This window comes from Hymenobacter setariae (genome assembly GCF_007713685.1).
Classification (GTDB): Bacteria; Bacteroidota; Bacteroidia; order Cytophagales; family Hymenobacteraceae; genus Hymenobacter; species Hymenobacter setariae.
This window is the reverse complement of sequence record NZ_VMRJ01000001.1, coordinates 371,240-388,073: the sequence shown is the minus strand read 5'-3', so window position 1 is coordinate 388,073 and position 16,834 is coordinate 371,240. Positions and strand designations below refer to the sequence as shown.

The 16,834-nt window shown below is 56.6% G+C and carries 15 protein-coding genes; 4 read left to right on the top strand and 11 right to left on the bottom strand.

Annotated elements, in window-relative coordinates:
- Positions 1-23: 23 nt before the first annotated feature.
- Positions 24-1,067 (bottom strand): LLM class flavin-dependent oxidoreductase, encoded by a 1,044-nt coding sequence (locus FNT36_RS01630; protein ID WP_144843376.1) that lies wholly within the window; start codon positions 1,065-1,067, stop codon positions 24-26.
- A gap of 279 nt (positions 1,068-1,346) precedes the next feature.
- Here FNT36_RS01630 and FNT36_RS01625 point away from each other — a divergent pair, with 279 nt between their 5' ends.
- Complete coding sequence (locus FNT36_RS01625) at positions 1,347-2,294, top strand: cation diffusion facilitator family transporter (protein WP_144843373.1); 948 nt, start codon at positions 1,347-1,349, stop codon at positions 2,292-2,294.
- Between the two features lie 27 nt (positions 2,295-2,321).
- Here the strand turns inward: FNT36_RS01625 and FNT36_RS01620 are convergent, their stop codons facing one another.
- Together FNT36_RS01620 and dapA are read right to left on the bottom strand one after the other, a co-directional pair.
- Complete coding sequence (locus FNT36_RS01620; RefSeq protein WP_144843370.1) at positions 2,322-2,897, bottom strand: 2OG-Fe(II) oxygenase; 576 nt, start codon at positions 2,895-2,897, stop codon at positions 2,322-2,324.
- A gap of 80 nt (positions 2,898-2,977) precedes the next feature.
- Positions 2,978-3,841: a 4-hydroxy-tetrahydrodipicolinate synthase gene (gene dapA / locus FNT36_RS01615; RefSeq protein WP_144843367.1), complete on the bottom strand. Its 864-nt coding sequence runs from the start codon at positions 3,839-3,841 to the stop codon at positions 2,978-2,980.
- 80 nt (positions 3,842-3,921) lie between these two features.
- Between dapA and FNT36_RS01610 the strand changes: the two genes are divergently transcribed.
- From FNT36_RS01610 to FNT36_RS01600, 3 genes are all read left to right on the top strand, one after another.
- Positions 3,922-4,851 (top strand): polysaccharide deacetylase family protein, encoded by a 930-nt coding sequence (locus FNT36_RS01610; RefSeq protein ID WP_233635599.1) that lies wholly within the window; start codon positions 3,922-3,924, stop codon positions 4,849-4,851.
- Positions 4,852-5,257: 406 nt separating this feature from the next.
- On the top strand, positions 5,258-5,692 hold the full coding sequence (locus FNT36_RS01605) for a nucleoside deaminase (protein ID WP_144843363.1): 435 nt from the start codon (positions 5,258-5,260) through the stop codon (positions 5,690-5,692).
- Between the two features lie 122 nt (positions 5,693-5,814).
- On the top strand, positions 5,815-7,389 hold the full coding sequence (locus FNT36_RS01600) for a M28 family metallopeptidase (RefSeq protein WP_144843360.1): 1,575 nt from the start codon (positions 5,815-5,817) through the stop codon (positions 7,387-7,389).
- 67 nt (positions 7,390-7,456) lie between these two features.
- Here the strand turns inward: FNT36_RS01600 and FNT36_RS01595 are convergent, their stop codons facing one another.
- The 8 genes from FNT36_RS01595 to FNT36_RS01560 form a co-directional block, all read right to left on the bottom strand.
- Positions 7,457-8,416, bottom strand: a complete 960-nt coding sequence (locus FNT36_RS01595) for a polysaccharide deacetylase family protein (RefSeq protein WP_233635598.1) — start codon at positions 8,414-8,416, stop codon at positions 7,457-7,459.
- A 52-nt stretch (positions 8,417-8,468) separates the two neighbouring features.
- Positions 8,469-10,139 (bottom strand): glycosyltransferase, encoded by a 1,671-nt coding sequence (locus tag FNT36_RS01590; RefSeq protein ID WP_144843353.1) that lies wholly within the window; start codon positions 10,137-10,139, stop codon positions 8,469-8,471.
- 2 nt (positions 10,140-10,141) lie between these two features.
- The gene (locus FNT36_RS01585; protein WP_144843350.1) at positions 10,142-11,419 is read right to left on the bottom strand and encodes a glycosyltransferase family 2 protein; all 1,278 of its coding nucleotides are present in this window, start codon (positions 11,417-11,419) and stop codon (positions 10,142-10,144) included.
- Positions 11,420-11,427: 8 nt separating this feature from the next.
- Positions 11,428-12,699, bottom strand: a complete 1,272-nt coding sequence (locus FNT36_RS01580; protein ID WP_144843347.1) for an ABC transporter ATP-binding protein — start codon at positions 12,697-12,699, stop codon at positions 11,428-11,430.
- Positions 12,700-12,704: 5 nt separating this feature from the next.
- Positions 12,705-13,562, bottom strand: coding sequence for an ABC transporter permease (locus FNT36_RS01575; protein ID WP_233635597.1), 858 nt, complete (start codon positions 13,560-13,562; stop codon positions 12,705-12,707).
- A gap of 46 nt (positions 13,563-13,608) precedes the next feature.
- Positions 13,609-14,619, bottom strand: coding sequence for a glycosyltransferase family 2 protein (locus FNT36_RS01570; protein WP_233635596.1), 1,011 nt, complete (start codon positions 14,617-14,619; stop codon positions 13,609-13,611).
- A 169-nt stretch (positions 14,620-14,788) separates the two neighbouring features.
- Positions 14,789-15,790 (bottom strand): glycosyltransferase family 2 protein, encoded by a 1,002-nt coding sequence (locus FNT36_RS01565; RefSeq protein ID WP_233635595.1) that lies wholly within the window; start codon positions 15,788-15,790, stop codon positions 14,789-14,791.
- 355 nt (positions 15,791-16,145) lie between these two features.
- Entirely contained in the window at positions 16,146-16,811 is a 666-nt protein-coding gene (locus FNT36_RS01560; protein ID WP_144843341.1) for a hypothetical protein, read from the bottom strand.
- Positions 16,812-16,834 lie beyond the last annotated feature (23 nt).

The following is a 16,834-nucleotide window of genomic DNA, read 5'->3' as shown; positions in this document are numbered from 1 at the left end:
CTTCTTTTTTGAGAAGCCTGAACCTATGCGGCCAATTGCTCTACCGCTTGCGGCTGGCCTAGCACGCGCATCGTTTCGGCCAGCAGCTCATAGGAGTGTACGCGTGCCTCGTGGCTGAAAATGTGGCTGGTAGCCATAATCTCGTTGGCTTGCGTTTGGGCCAAGAAAGCCCCTAGGTCTTCTTGCAGCGTGGCCGGGCTGCCAATGAAGGAAGCCGCGAGCATTTGCATCACGTACTGCGCCACATCGGGCGACCAAAGCTGGCTCATGTCCTTAACGGGCGGCTGCATCAGTTGGCGCTGGCCCGTGACCACGCCCAGCATCATCTGCTTCAGGGTGGTGGATAGGTAGTCGGCCTCGTCGTCGGTGTCGGCGGCTATCACATTTACACACGTGATAACATAGGGCTCGGCGAGCGTGGCCGAGGGGCGGAAGTTCTGGCGATAGATTTTCAGCGCCGCAAACAGCTGGCCGGGCGCAAAGTGACTGGCAAAAGCATAAGGCAGGCCCATCGCTGCGGCCAGGTAGGCGCTATCGGTGCTAGAGCCCAGGATGTAAATCGGAATATCGAGCCCCTCGCCCGGAATGGCGCGCACCGAGCTGGTGCTGTTGGCCGCCGAGAAATAGGTTTGCAGCTGCTGGATATCGCGCGGAAAATCTTGCTCGACGCCAAAGCGGGCGCCCCGAATGGCGCGGGCCGTGGTTTGGTCGGTGCCAGGGGCGCGGCCCAGCCCTAGGTCAATGCGGCCGGGGTAGAGCGAGGCCAGCGTGCCTAGCTGCTCGGCCACTACTAGCGGGGCGTGGTTGGGCAGCATAATGCCGCCCGAGCCTACGCGCAGTGTGCTAGTGCCACCCGCGATATAGCCTATCAGCACCGGCGGCGCCGAGCTGGCCACGCCGGCCATGTTGTGGTGCTCGCTCAGCCAAAAGCGGGTGTAGCCCAACTTCTCGACGTTTTGGGCCAAGTCGAGGCTGTTGCGAAACGTATCGGCCGGGGTGTTATCCTGGGCCACGGCAGCCAAGTCCAACACGGAAAAGGCTACTTGAGAGGGGGATTCTGCTTTCATATCTAAAAACGCGCGGTGCCGGCCCGATAAGCCAATTGCTGCGCCTACTAGCGGTTGCGTGGAGTGCCCGCTGGCCTTAGCCTAGGGTGCTACTACAACAAGCGAGTGCCCAAAATGATTGCGCGAAACCAATTGGACCAAAGCGGCGGGTAGGCCCGAAGTGCATATCAGCCGCTATAGTCTGCTGGCGGGCACCTAGGCGAGCCTAAGCCAACTGCGCTCCATAACCCTTCGAGGCAGCCTGCGTACCACCGGTTCATTTAAAACTCATCTAGTAGTATGGCAGGCAGTTCTTCTAAAATAGTGGTATACGGTGCCATTGCGGCCAACGTAGCCATTGCCATTGCCAAGTTCACGGCGGCGTTTTTTACGGGCAGCGCGGCCATGCTCTCCGAGGGTATTCACTCACTCGTGGACAGCGGCAACGGGTTGCTGATTTTGCTGGGCCTCTCGCGCAGTGCCCGCCCCGCCGATGCCGAGCATCCCTTTGGGCATGGCAAAGAGCTGTACTTCTGGACGATGATAGTGGCCGTGCTCATCTTCGCGGTGGGTGGTGGCCTCTCGCTCTATGAGGGCTACATCCACCTGCAGCACCCTGCTCCGCTCACCGACCCCACCTGGAACTACTGGGTGCTGGGCCTGGCCATCGTGTTTGAAGGCATTGCCTGCTCGCTAGCCTTCCGTGAGTTCAATAAGACGCGCGGCGACGCCAGCTTTTGGAAGGCCCTGCGCGCCAGCCGCGACCCGGCCGTGTATGCCATTTTGCTCGAAGACCTAGCCGCACTCGTGGGCCTAGTCATTGCCCTAGGGGGCGTGTACTTCGGCCATCTGCTTAATAACCCGTACTTTGATGGTAGCGCCTCGGTGGCCATTGGTGTGCTGCTCATCGGCATGGCGGTGTTCATGCTCAAAGAAACCCGCGGCTTGCTGGTGGGCGAAGGCGTAGACGCCGCCACCCTGGCTAGTTTGCAAGCGCTGGCCACCGCCGACCCGGCCGTGCGCAGCCTGCGCCCGCCACTTTCGATGTACCTAGGGCCTGCCGAGGCCATCCTGGCCCTCGACGTGCGCTTCCGCCAAGACCTATCGGCCCAGCAGGTAGAAGATGCCGTGGGCCGGCTCGAAAAAGCCATCCGCGCCAAGCATCCCGAGTTCAAGCGCATTTTCGTGGAAGCCGAGTCATTTGCGCCCGAGCAGCGGGCGGGTGCTAATCAGCCAGCAATTAGCTAGAAGATTATGCTTGGCTAAGCTAAGCTGCTAGATGTTGTCGATAAAGGTCGAGCGCTCGTTGTCAGTGCGATACATAATATCTGACCGCAGCACATATTTTACACCCTGCGTTACTTCGCTGCCTTCGTGGTAGAGGTCGTGCAGGAAAAGAAGCGCCATACCTTGTTTAGGCCGTATTCGTAGCTTTTGGAAAGTTGTGTCGCCACCCTGAAAATTGTCATTCAGGTACACCATAAAGGTGAAGTAACTGGCCTCCCGTTCGTTGCGGATGTAGCTCTGGTCGAAATGCCCTTTAAACTGGTGCCCGCGCTGGTAGCGGTAAAACCGAAACAATTCATTGAGCCCAATAGCGGTGCTAGCAGCCAGCGGCGTCAGAACGAAGGGTTGAATCTTCGTCCACAGCTCCTGCGCTAGCTCTTCGCTCTTGTAAAAAGCTCGGCTGTTGTTGCGAATATCGGTGCGCACCCGACTGCCGCTGCTTGTATTAATCTGAGCCAGTTCGTAGCCCACACCTTCACTTCTGACAATCATGTCGAGACATTCCTGACGCGTTAGGAAGTCTTCGACAGTGAAAATAGTATCCGTAAGTTTGGTAAATTTCATAGAGTTAACAAAAATAGAGATTCCCAGCTATTCAGCCCAAGGGCGAACAGCTGGGAATCGTAAATAACCTGCTTAAGTCGTTATAGCAGCGCCTTAATGCGCGCCGTCAGGCCCTCACTAGCGGCCACTAGCGGCAGGCGCACCTCACTACCACACACGTTTTGCAGGGCCAAGGCCGCTTTTACACCCACAGGGTTGCCCTCCTCATACATGAGCGGGTTGAGGCTCACAAAGCCGAAGAGCAGCTGCTGCGCCCGGGTGAAGTCACCGGCCAGGGCGGCGCGGGTCATGTCGCTAAATTTCTGCGGGAAAGCGTTACCTAGGACGGTAATAATGCCCACGGCGCCGCACGCGATGAGCGGCACCGTCAGCATGTCGTCGCCACTCAAGAAAAGAAAGTCAGCGGGCTTCTTAGCCAAGATGGCCAGGCACTGCTCCACGTTGCCGCTGGCTTCCTTGATGCCGATGATATTGGGGTGCTCGGCCAGGCGCAGGGTAGTGTCGGCGCTCATATTAGAGCCGGTGCGGCCGGGCACATTGTAGAGCAGCAGGGGCCGGGGCGCGGCGTCGGCGAGACGCTGGTAGTGCGCCACAATGCCGGCTTGACTAGGCTTGTTATAGGCCGGGCTGGCCGATAGAATGGCTGTGATGCCTTCTAAATCAGTGCTGTGCAGCAGCGCCTCGGCGGCGGCGGTGTCGTTGCTGCCGATGCCATACACCAGCGGCACCCGGCCAGCCACGTGCTCCTTGGCAATGCGCAGCAACTCGGCTTTTTCGGACGTGGTGGTGGTGGGCGACTCGCCCGTAGTGCCATTAATAACCAGGTACTCCACGCCGCCTTGCAGGGTGTGGTCGAGCAGGCGGCGCCAGCCGGCATAGTCTACCTGAAAATCGGGGGTAAAGGGCGTCACCAGGGCTACGCCGGTGCCGTGTAGGTTGTTCATCCGCTGCGGAGGTCGTTAGTTTTGTTACGAAATTACTACTTCGACCGCCCACACCTCTTGTTGGCGCTTTTTCTATTTCCTTGAAAAACTTCTTTTCGGCCACCACTCTGCTGGCCGCGCTGAGCCTCACCGCCTGCGACACCAAAACTGCCACCACCGGCGAAGCCCGCACTGCCCCTTCGGCCGAAGCAATGGCCGCCCTCAAAAACCCAGAAACGGCCCCTACCTCCGGCGCCGCCGCCGTGGCCGCCGAAGAAGCCAACGCGACCCCGGCGCCCGACCCCAGCACCATCCCAGCTGCTAAGGTGGCCGATGCAGCCGCCATCTATGCTCGTCCGCAGGTGCCCATCTTGTGCTACCACCAAATTCGGGACTGGACCGGGCGTGACTCGCGCAGCGCCAAAGACTACATCGTACCCATTGCTGCTTTTAAGGCGCAGATAAAGATGCTGGCCGACTCGGGCTACCATACCATTCTGCCCGACCAGCTCTATGCCTACCTCACCACGGGGGCCAAGCTGCCGAGCAAGCCCATCATGCTCACCTTCGATGACACGGACCTCGACCAGTTTACCATCGCCCGGCCCGAGCTCGATAAGTATGGCTACAAGGCGGTGTACTTCGTGATGACCGTGAGCCTAGGTCGCCCACATTACATGACCAAGGACATGGTGAAGCAGCTTTCTGACCAGGGTAACCTCATCGGCTCGCATACCTGGGACCACCACAACGTGAAAAAATACCAGGGCCAGGACTGGGTGACGCAAATCGACAAGCCTACCAAAACGCTGGAGGAAATAACAGGTAAGAAAATCAAGTACTTCGCCTATCCCTTCGGCCTCTGGAACACCCAGGCTTTTCCCGAATTGAAGCAGCGCGGCTTCGTGGCCGCCTTCTCGCTAGCTGAAAAGCGCGACCAGGCAGACCCGCTCTTCACCATTCGGCGCATCATCGCCAGCGGCTACTGGAGCCCGCGCACCCTGCACAACAGTATTGTGCAGAGCTTTTAGAGGTTCTACTATGCAGCTGAGAGCAATTAGAACTGAAGTGATATGGTTACTCAGTTGCTACGCCTTAGTATTGGTATTGTATGGCTTATTAACTGGCATTTGGAGCATCTGGCAAGGCACGCTGGACATTCAGATGCACAACACGTATTTTGTTCTCAGCCATCCGCTAGCGACGGTGCCTCTCTTCGTAGTGATTGCGTGGGTCGTGACTAGTGCCCGAGCTATAGCTGCGCCACTGCGCACGCGTTATACCTGGGTGGTGCTATTGCTGCTCAGTGCAATTGTGATATTGTTTGTTTTGCTTATTGTGCTGATTAAAAATAATATAGGTAGGTAAGTGGCAGTTGCCAACAAAGCTTGACCTGTACGCGGCGGCTTTATTTCTAACCAAAATCTTCAGAATATCATGGATGAATTTATGCAAGCCGCCATCGCCGAAGCCCGCCTAGGGCGCTCGCAAGGTGGTATTCCCATTGGCTCGGTGTTGGTGCGCGATGGCAAGCTGGTATCGCGCGGCCACAACAAGCGCGTGCAGGAGCTAGACCCCATCGCCCACGGCGAAATGGACGCCCTGCGCAACGCTGGCCGCCAGCGCACCTACCGCGATACGGTGCTTTATACTACGCTGATGCCCTGCTACATGTGTGCCGGCACCATCGTGCAGTTCAAAATTCCGAAAGTGGTAGTAGGTGAGGCCCGCACCTTTGGCGAGTCGAAAGAATTTCTGGAAAGCCACGGCGTGGAAGTAGTCATCCTCGACTCGGAAGAGTGCGTAGCCATGATGCAGGAGTTCATCGAGGCCGAGCCCACGCTCTGGAACGAGGACATTATGGAGCTGTAAAGCACAGCCCTTAAAAAGCCAGCTAAAGCGGGTGCCCCACGCAACGGGGCGCCCGCTTTTTTGTCCATTCCATTCTAAGAATATCCGTAGCTTTTCTCCACCAAACCACTCCCTGCTTTTTTATGCAAAAACGTCTCCTCGCGCTGGCCGCTGCCGGCTTGTTGGCCACCCCAGCCCTGGCCCAGACGGCCGAAAAAACCGATGCCGCTGCACTAGCCAAAATAAAAGACGAGGGCATGAACCGCTCTAAGGTGATGGAAACCGCTTTCTATCTTACCGATGTATGCGGGCCGCGTCTGGCCGGCTCCGAAGGCCTGTCCCGCGCCAACGCCTGGACCAAAAAGCGCCTAACCGACTACGGCCTCACCAATGCCAACATAGAGCCCTGGGGCGACTTTGGCCGCGGCTGGGACATCGACAAGAGCTACGTGGCCATGACCGCGCCTTACTACCATGCCATGATAGGCGTGCCTAAGGCCTGGACGCCCAGCACCCCCGGCAGCTTGCGCAAGCAGGTAGTGGTAGTAAAAGCCACCACCGAAGCCGACCTAGACAAATACAAAGGCCAGCTGCGCGACAAAATAGTGCTGTTGCCCGTAGCCGCGCCCTTGCAGCCCAGCTTCGAGCCCGACGCCAAGCGCCTCAGCGCCGAAGACTTGCAGAAGCTGGCCGATGCCCCCGCCGCTACGGCTGCGGCCGCTAACCGCCCTGCCACCGACCCCGCCATGGCCGAGCGTATGGCTACCATGCGCGCCCAACGCGAGCTGCGTACCAAGGTCAGCGCCATGCTCATGAGCGAAGGCGCGGCCGCCGTGCTGAGCGCTGGCCGCGGCACCGATGGCACCGTATTCACCACCAACGGGGCGCCCTACGCCGCCGATGCCAAGCCTGTGCTGCCCGAGCTTGAAATGTCGAGTGAAGACCAGCTGCGCCTCATCCGCCTAGCCGAGGCCGGCATTCCGGTCGAGATTGAGATGGAAACCAAAACTCGTTTTCAGACTCAGGACCTGAAGGGCTACAACGTGGTGGCCGAGATTCCGGGCACCGACAAAAAGCTGAAGAGCGAAGTAGTGATGCTCGGCGGCCACCTCGACTCGTGGCACTCGGCCACCGGTGCCACCGACAACGCCGCCGGCTGCGCCGTGATGATGGAAGCCGTGCGCATCTTGAAAGCCAGTGGCCTGAAGCCGCGCCGGACCATCCGCATTGCGCTGTGGGGCGAGGAAGAGCAGGGCCTGCACGGCTCGCGCAACTACGTGAAAAATCACTTCGCTGACCCCGCCACCATGCAGCTGAAGCCTGACCACGAGAAGCTGGCGGCCTACTTCAACCTTGACAACGGTGCCGGTAAAATCCGCGGTATCTACGCCCAGGGCAACGAAGCCGTGAAACCCATCTTCACGGCTTGGCTGCAGCCATTTGCTGACCTAGGGGCCACCACCGTGACCTCGCGCAACACTGGCAGCACCGACCACGTGGCCTTCGACGCCGTAGGTCTACCTGGTTTCCAGTTTATTCAGGATGGGCTCGATTACTTCGCCCGCACTCACCACTCCAACCAAGACACCTACGACCGCCTTGTGGCCGACGACCTCAAGCAAGCCTCGGTGGTGGTAGCCTCCTTCGTGTATAACGCCGCCATGCGCGACCAGAAATTGCCCCGCAAGCCGCTGCCTACGCCTGCCAAGCCGCAGTAGGCAGCTAGGAAAATGAAGAAAGAGGCCCCGCTGAACTTAGTTCGGCGGGGCCTCTTTCTTAGGTGCCTTAGTGATTGAACCAGTGAGTCAGCCGTCGTTTAAACTCGTCGCCGTTCCAATTATTAACTTGAAAGCGGCCCAACTTGTGGGGAGGTGAGGCCGCAGTTATTAGCTGTGCATCGGTGGTGAAGGCAGCCTTAAACCCAAGCTGAGCAGCTATTGCGGTAGTGTCGCGGTTGTAACTTCCGTAGGGGTAAGCCAGTAGCATCGGCTGTTCGCCGAGTGCTTGGTGCAGCGCCTGGCGCCCCGTCGCTACCTCGTGCTGCTGCAAGGCTGCTGGGTGGCTGGCTAGTGCCGGGTGCGTAGCCGTGTGCGCCCCGATAGTAACCAGTGGGCTGCTGTGCAGCTCATGCAGCTGGTCAGGCGAGATGGTGCGATAAATAGGCCTGGCCCCTGGCGGCCAGCTCGCCCAGGTACGCAGCTGCTGAAGGCACGCTTGCTGAGCCGGTGCGGGCAGGGGCCGCAGCTGCTGCCATAGTCTATAAAACAGCGCTGCCCGCAGGGTAGGGGGCGCTTGCTCGATGGCCCGCCACTGCTGGTGCTGCTGCCGCAGTGCGGGCGTCAGGTGCTGCTCAGGCCGTAAGTCGGCCCCTAGGTGGTCGCCCCCAGGCAAAATTAAGGCAAGGCTCGGCGGCAAGTACTCGGATTCTAAGAAGATGCCAGCTAATTCGTCCCACCAAAACTCCTGGTTCAGCCCCACATTTTCAGATACAACGAAAAACGTGGCCGGCAACTGGTAGCGCGTAAGCAAGGGGCTGGCTTGCAGATAATTGTCTAGGTAGCCATCATCAAAGGTGATGGCGATGCTTCGCCTCTTTAAGGTACCTAGGTGCAAGCGCTCGCTTAGCTCAGTAGTCGAAACAACCTGGCCTGTTTGTTTCAAGACCCGTAGCTGCTGCTCAAAGTGAGCCGGCGATACGGCCAAGTCCCAGATGTCGGTAGCAGGCTCCGCTACCTGGTGATACATTAGTACCGCGGCTTTGGGCTGTTTATACTGCCGGGCGAGGTGCGCATACTTCCTAAGCAACCCCCGCATGCTTCACCGCTTTTACCGCATTAATTACTTGAAACTGCGGGTCATAGTAATCGAGGCTTGCTTGGTCTACTTCGGGTAGGCCCATGCCGTAGAGGTAGGCTGTGGCCACGCGCACATTGCCAAACGAGGAGATTTCAAAGCTACTGCCCCCCGGAAAAGTATCGGCCCCCAAGCGCTGCAGGGCCTTATCGGTGAACGACCAATACCAGATATCGCGCCATTCGCCCTGGTCAAGCGGCGTGATGCCCGGCACAGTGAGCAAGAGCGTGCCTCCGGGCTTCAGAATACGGTAGCAGGTGTGCAGCGCGCCTCTAAAGTCATAGATAAACTGCAAGGTTTGTGTTAAGATGAGGCAATCGAAGGTGTTGTCAGGCAGATGCGGGGCGTCGCTTAGGTCACCCACAAACGTAGCCTGTGGGTTATTATCGTCGATATGCAAAATGTCACTTTGGCTAACCTGCGCTCCGCCAAACTGCAGCGTATAAGCATTATCGCCAATCTCCAGCACCCGGCCCTTGATGCTGGCCGCCTCCTTATGCAGAAAGCCTTCGATGTAGTAGCGGTCTATGGGCCCGCCCCGCTCATATCCAAAATTGGTATTAAAGGGAGTTAAGCGCTCAAAATCGCCCGCCGTGACTTGGCCGATGGCTGGTAACCCATTTGCTTGGGTTGAGGGGCGCAGCCACCGCCGGCCAGCAGCCGCAAGACGGCTTTTTAGTGTTTTTGCCATGCGTACTTGTTGGTCTTGCATCCGGCGTAAGCGCGCGTACGGGGCGTGCAGCAGTGCATAGGGTACTACTCGGTGGGGGGCGTGTTCTCTGAAAAAAGCAATTGTTTCTAAGAAGCTCGGCATCTGGCCCGGCGTGAACCTGAAATCGTTTCCTCCGGTGTAATAGCTAGTCCAGAAGAGCACGCCCCGGTGATACGCTTCTATTTCAGCAGGCTCCCGTAGGTTTGCTCGTTGCCGGTTCAGCACTTTTAGCGCCCCTTGCAGCATTGGCGAGGCATCCGCAGACATGGCGGTGGCGTGGATGCGGTACGCTGCCAACTGGCTGTTGTGCTGGATGATAGGGTGGTGCCGGGTTATTTGCAGGTAAATGTCATAATCTTCGCAGTTTACCAGTGAGCTATCATACGCAGCTTTCTGCAGCGACCACCGGGTAAACATAACGGCCGCAATCATGGCAATGAAATTGCCTCTGCTGAGCAACGTAAGGTACGGATTATCAGCAATGATAGCGTTTTTCAGCGTTGGCTCGTCCCCATTAGTATACACGCAGGTATGCGCCCCTGCCACAAAGGCCACCTGCGAATGCTGTTGCAAGTAGCGAGCATTGATAGCCAAGGCATCGGGCAACAGCCAGTCGTCGGCGTCTAAAAAAACCAAGTAGCTGCCGCGGCTATGTCGAGTACCCGTATTGCGGGCAGCCGACAGCCCTTGGTTCTTTTGGTGAATGTAGATGACATCGGCATAGCGCGCCGCTACCTCTTTGGTATTATCGATAGAGCCATCATCTATAACTAGTATTTCCTTCGCAGGGTAGGTTTGTTGGCGAACGCTCTCAATAGCTTCTGCTAGGAAATGCCCATAGTTATAACACGGGATAATGACAGAAACCAATGGGTATTCTGCTGAGGGTAAAGCGTGCTGCATAGCTAGGACCGCAAGGAAGTATGTGAGCGCTTGCGATGCCGGTAGTAAAACGCTACCCCCGATACCGCTCCCTTTATTTCTACCCACACGGTACGCGCTCGCCCCCGGTAATACGGGAAGTTATTCTGTACTAACTCGATATAATAGGAAGCCAGTTTGGTGTACAGGTAGTGGGCGTATCCTGTCTGCGGTTGCTGGGCTTGCTGCAAGAGGACAGCCACCACGTGCCCGCGCATATAGTAGAAAAGTTGGCTTTTTAAGGAAGCTAAGTCTTTGCGATGTTCGTGGTACACAATGGCTTCTGGGTTGTACTGTATAGCATGCCCACTTAGCAAGATGCGGTACCACATTTCCGAATCGTCGCTGCAGCCGGCCGCGCCGGCCCCCAATAGCTCATCAAAATACCCTACCTCCTCAAAAACTGACTTTCGGAAGGCCATATTAGCGCCCGCCCCAATTTCCCACACGGCCGGGGCTTGGTTTACGGCTGCTTGCACATAGGCCAGGTCGTAGCGCGTGGCCACGTAGCCCCGGTTGAAGCTCCAGTGACGTTCGAAGAGAATCTGAGCTTCGGCTTGTAGCTCGAGGGCGATAACTAGCCCCGTCATGGCCGCCACGGTAGGGTCCTGGAAGGTTTCCCAAACGCGGTACATGAGCCAGGGATGTACCACCACATCATCATCTACAAAAGCGATAAGCGGGTAGCGCGTGGCAGCTACCCCACTGTTGCGCGCAAAGTCTAGGCCGGCCCGGGGCTCTTTCACATACACGACCTCTGCAAACTCCTGGCACACATCGCGCGTGCTCGTATCGGTCGGGGCATTATCTACTACCACTACCTCGGCGGGCACGCAAGCCAGCGCCCGAAGCTGCTGCAAGCACCTGCGGAGCTGAGGAGCTCGGTTGCGCGTGCAGATGATAACCGAAATGGCAACCTGGGAGGGAATGCTCAGCGGTAGCGACGTACTCAAAATAGAGTCTAGCCACTGCCCTAGGTGGTCCATATCGCGTGCGGCTAGCCACGCCTGCCAAGGCGCCTGGCGTGCCTCATGTCGGCTGGCATACTGCTGCACTGCCGGGGCAATAGCCGCCGCGAAGGCATCGTAATAAACGGACTCGGTGATGAGCTGAGTTGACTCAAAGAACACCTGCCCTAAAGCAATTTCCTTCCACCAGAATACGACATAGTTTCCTAGGCCCGGCGGCGCAAGCTGGGGCATCGTGGGGGTACTATCCAGCTTGACGTGGGTAATGGTATAAGGAGGGGTAGATGAAGGCATAACCTTGCTTAGGACAGCACCGATTCGGTTTGGGTAAGAGAAAAAGGCAATAGCGGGCGTACCGCTCCCCACCACTTGCCATACCACTTGATGTCGCCCCGGTAGTCTTCTAGCTCGAAGGACAGGCAGTTTTCAAAGTCATAGAGTGCCGTAGTAGTATCCTTGACCACAAACAAGGAAATGTAGTAGGCTCCATCATTGAGAAAATTGCCCGGAATGGTGCATTCACCGGCAACTACGCCTTGCTGACAAACGACAGCGGCAGAAGGAACATCGAAAATGCACTCGCCCCCGTTCGAGAACAGCACAAGATTGGTGCTGAGCAGGGTATCATCCAGCTGGTTCCAGAACTCGAATTTTACCGTAAGCGGCACCCGAATATCAAGCGGCGCGTCGGAACTAATCTGTTGCGGAATAATCTGCACGCGCTTGAAGCGAATGAAGTCATTGCCGGGCGCGGTTTCGGGGGTAGACCAGCTTTGAGATAGATTGGATTGCTGCGTGTCGGCCAGGTACTGATTGACAACCTGCGATACTTCTCCTAGGGCTCTTACCTTGCCTTGCTGTAGCCATAGGCCTTTGTTACACAAGTTGGTGACAGCTTGCATGCTGTGGCTTACAAAGAGAATGGTGCGGCCAGTATTCTGCGAAACCTCCCGCATTTTGCCTAGGCACTTCTTTTGAAATTCGGCATCGCCCACGGCTAGCACTTCATCAAGAATGAGAATGTCGGGCTCGAGGTGAGCTGCCACAGCAAACGCAAGGCGCACGTACATGCCCGAAGAATAGCGCTTTACGGGTGTGTCGAGGAATTTTTCGATGCCGGAAAAAGCAACTATCTCGTCGAAGCGCGCCCGAATTTCGGGCTTGCTCATGCCTAGGATGTAGCCGCTCAAAAACACGTTTTCGCGCCCCGTGAGCTCGGGCTGAAATCCAGTGCCTACCTCTAGCAGGCTGCTAATGCGGCCCCGCCCGCGCACCACCCCTTGGGTAGGGCGAACGATGCGCGAAACGATTTTGAGTAGTGTAGATTTACCTGCTCCGTTATTACCAACCAGCCCCCACACTTCGCCCTGCTTTACTTCAAAGCTGACATCTTGCAGGGCCCACAGGCTTTGGCGAGGATACTTAGCCGATTCTACCTGAAAATAAGGGTCGGCCTTTTTGCGTACCGAGGTAGTCCACCAGCGCTGCATATCCTGGCGCAGGGAGCCTGTGCCTATGGTGCCAAGCCGGTACAGCTTGGATAAGTTTTCGATTTGAATAGCGATATCCGACATGCACGTTAGACTACATCCATGAGTTTGTCGCCCTGCTTGTTAAAGGTCAGTAGCGCAAGTAAAAAGAGACCCAGCGTGAAGCTGACGCTGTAGAGCACCTGCCCAGGTGTCACAATGCCCTGCCCCAGCAGGCTCCACCTGAAGAGCTCGAACAAAGGCGTTAGCGGATTCAATTCGAGTAGCCACCGCGACTTGGGCGCTACGTGCTGCACTGGGTAAAAAACGGGGGTCAGGAATAGTAGCAGCCGCGTGCCCAGACCCACAAAAAAACGAATGTCCCGGTACTTTCCCGTGAGCACCGAAAATAACAGCCCTAGGCCAAGGCTCTGAATGCTAATTAGTAGAATAACCAAGAGCGCAAGCGGCAGCCCAAAGGCAGAAGGCGCTCGCCAAGACGTGAACAGCCAGTAGTAAGCCAGTACTAAGACTAAAAAGCCAAACTGAATACCAAAGCTGATAAGGTAGCCTACAAGCCGGGCCACTGGCATAAGCAACCTAGGGAAGTAGACCTTGCTAAAAATGTGGGCGTTTTCGCTAAATGTGGCCGAAGTGCCCGTAAAGCCATCGTTGAATAAGGTCCACAGCACAATGCCCGCTAGATAAAACAGCACGGGAGGCACAGTGCCGGTCGAAATGCCAATGACTTTCCCAAATACCAATACGTAGGTAATGAGGGTCAGAATGGGTTGAAGCAGTACCCAAAGGGGCCCAAGTACCGTTTGCTGGTAGCCCATCAAAAAGTCGCGCCTCACTAACCCGACTAATAGGTGTCGATAGGACCAAAACTCGGCTGGGCTAGACCCCAGCCAGCTGGTTTTTTCCTTTATTTCCCAGTCCCATTTAGTGTCAGTACCTGTTGTCATGCAGAAAGAATAATTAGTGGCGAAGGCTGCGTAGCTACTAGTGCCTTCACTTAGGCTGGGTAGTGTTTAGGCCTGAATCCTTTTTGAGAAAGCGTTTAATTTCTTTGTATTGAATCAAATGCTTGGTATATAGTTTGAATGCCAAGTAGATGACGGCAGGATGTTTACTCATGCCGATGGCCCCTTTCCTTTGAGCGTCGCAAGCTTGACTATCGGTATAGTAAAGAGAATCGGCTAGCAGCATGCAATACCCGGCATAATGGCGCAAGGCCTGCTTTTTCAGCTCTTTTCGGTGCTCGCTGGGCAGGTATTGTTGAATGATATTGATAACCTTCGTTATGTCCCGGATATTCTGGCCCTCCTTAATATAGCGAGTTGAGATACTGGTGCTGTTTAGATACCGATACTGCGCTAGGCACCTAGGTGAGTAGGCGATAGGATAGCGCGCAGCAATACGCACCCACATCTCCCAGTCCTCCCCATAATGCACCGCGAAAAAGCCGCCTAGCTGCTCATAAACACTTCTTTTGACTACTATACTCGGGGTTTCTAGCTTCTGCCCTTCAGCTATTCGAAACAGAAAGTCTTTTATAATACCGCGCTCTGGCACGAGAGGAGGGCGGTCCATGAGCTTTTCGCCGGTCGCTCCCATCGTGAGATTAGTCGTGTTTGTAAACGCGGCGCCAGCTTCCGGATGGTCACGAAAAAGCGATTCTATTTCGGCATAAAAGCCCACGGCTACTCTGTCATCACCGTGCAGAATGTGCACCCAGTGTCCTACCGAGCGATTGAGGCAGGTTTCGAAATTACGCAGGCTGCCTACGTTGGTAGCTTGCCGGTAATAGTCAACTCGGCCTTTTCCGATAGTCTGCACGAGGGCAGCTACGTCGCCATCGGTACTGCAGTCATCTACCACCATTATCTGCATGTGCGCGGGCCCCGGGTCTTGGGCCAAAACACTGGCCAGCGTTTCGCCTAGGTACCCAAGGCAGTTGTAAGCAGGTATCATCACTGACCACTGCGGCCGGTGTAGATGACCAGCGACCGGCAGAATCACGGGTGGCGTACTTGGTATTCGCTCTAAGGTCGGTTGGTCGGGGGCAGGCATTACGAGTGATGTATTGGATAACGAAGGAGTAGCGGCTTAGGAAGCTAGTCGTGATTGTCTGCGGGCAAGCGCAAGCGGCTAGTCACTACTTCAATCGGCTAATAAGATTTTGGAAGCCCTATGAATAAAGGCTAAGCTTGTGCAGCAGCTGCTTGATGTGAAACTTAAACAGGTGGTAATACACCGACGGGTGCCTACTCATGACGAGGGCCTGCTTGATGTGGTGCTGCGCTGAGGGCCAGTCCTGCGTTTCGCGCAATACCTGGTAGGCTACCCCGATGCCCAGGGTAGCATAAAACTTGCGTGAAAGAGTGGCGACCAACTTCTTGTCCTTTTCGGGAAGGTGCTGCTGAATGGCCTCCATTACCAGCAGCAGGTCTTGAATGATGCGGCCCTGCCGCGCTTTGGCGGAGGAGATAGACGAGGTATGGCCCCGGTACTCGGCCAGTACTTCGGGTGCGTAGGCCACGGGGTAGTAGCGGGCAATGCGCACCCACATTTCCCAGTCCTCCCCATAGTTGGTGCCGTAAAAGCTACCTAGGTGCTCGTAAACCTCGCGCCGCACCGCAATGGCGGCGTACTGGATTTGCTGGCGCTCGGCAATGCGCACCAGCCAGTTGGGCAAGATGCCCTCGCTATCGACGGGTGCGGGCACGTAAATACGCTGGCCCGTCTCATTGATGGAGGCGTAGCGGCTGAAAGCTGCCCCGGCCTGCGGATGCTGCTCGAAGAGCTGCGTCATCTTGGTGTAGAAGCCGTCCACCACCCGGTCGTCGCCGTGCAGCAGGTGCACGTAGTAGCCCCGCGCCCGGTTGATGCAAGTTTCAAAGTTGCGCAGGCTGCCCACGTTGACAGGTTGCTGGTAATACTGCACGCGCCCCTGGCCTAGTTCCGCCACTAGGGCGGCCACATCGCCGTCGGTGCTCGCATCATCCACTACTTCTATCTGCATCCGGTCCTCGCCCATATCCTGAGCCAATACGCTCAGCAGCGCTTCCCGCAAGTAGGTAGTACAGTTGTAGGTGGGTATCATGACCGACCACTGGGGGCGTTGATCGAGCAGCGTTAGGGGAGCTATAGCGGGTGGGATGGAGGGAATACGCGTAAAGGAAGGCTCCATAGCTGCGGTTAGGAAGGGCTAAAAGGGAAGGATAGAAACCTAGCCTCACGACTACCTGCGGGATAGAGGCGGGGCTGGGCAAGAGCGAAGGGAAACCTATCTACTAAGTATTGTTGAGCTATTAACAGGATGAAGATATGGGAAATTCAAGTATGCCTATACAAGGAAGTTTGCTAATGTTACTTAAATGCAAAAAAGAGCTAATAATGACCTAGGATAATTAAATAATAGAGCAGGCAGTATTTTGTGCAAGATAGCACAAGAAAAATACTGTTCACATACATAGCCAGAAGCTGGCTGCTAGGTGGTTGGCGCCCGCTACGCTTGCCGCGGTGCCCAGTGCGCGCTGGCCTACCTAGGCAAGCTGCACTAGCTCGGTGAGCCGCCGGCGGGTAATGGGCCGGTGGGTAGACCTGTAGCTAGCGCTTTGGTAGTCGGGCCCGGCCAACGAAAAATCGGACTGTGCGGCCAGCCACGCCACGAAAGCCGCCCATGTAGGAAAGGTCTTGCTAGGGGAGAGGGTGCCATCCCACACCTCACCGTACTGGTACTCAGCGCCCGCACCGCGAGCCAAGCCCATGCCCCCATAGCCGCGGCAGCTATAAGCCAGCGCGGTGCCTAGGTCGAGGCGGGCCGCTACCTGTGCAGCCAAGGCAAGGCCATAAGGAGTGGGGTCGTGGGTAGGGAGCAGCGTAGGAGCCGTAGTGGCGGCTGTGGCCAGCTCGGGCACGAGCTTGGGGGTGCGCACGTACTGTGCCTGCGCCGTGGCTACATCAATCTGAATGGTGAGCTGCGAAGTGTACTCATCGTACTGCTCTTGCAAGTAGGCGTTTACCAACTCGTGGAATTTTTGGCTAAACTCCCAAAAATAAAGCGTTTTTCCGTCGGCCTTTTGTCCCGAAAGGCTTAAGTAAGTGCCCGGCTCGCTCACGTCGAAGCGGCCGTACTGGCAGCCCGCCGCCGCTAGGCGCTGGCGCAGTACTTCAGTAAGTGCAAGTTGGGCAGCAGAAAAAGAAGGCATACAGCAGATGAGGCACAAACTGG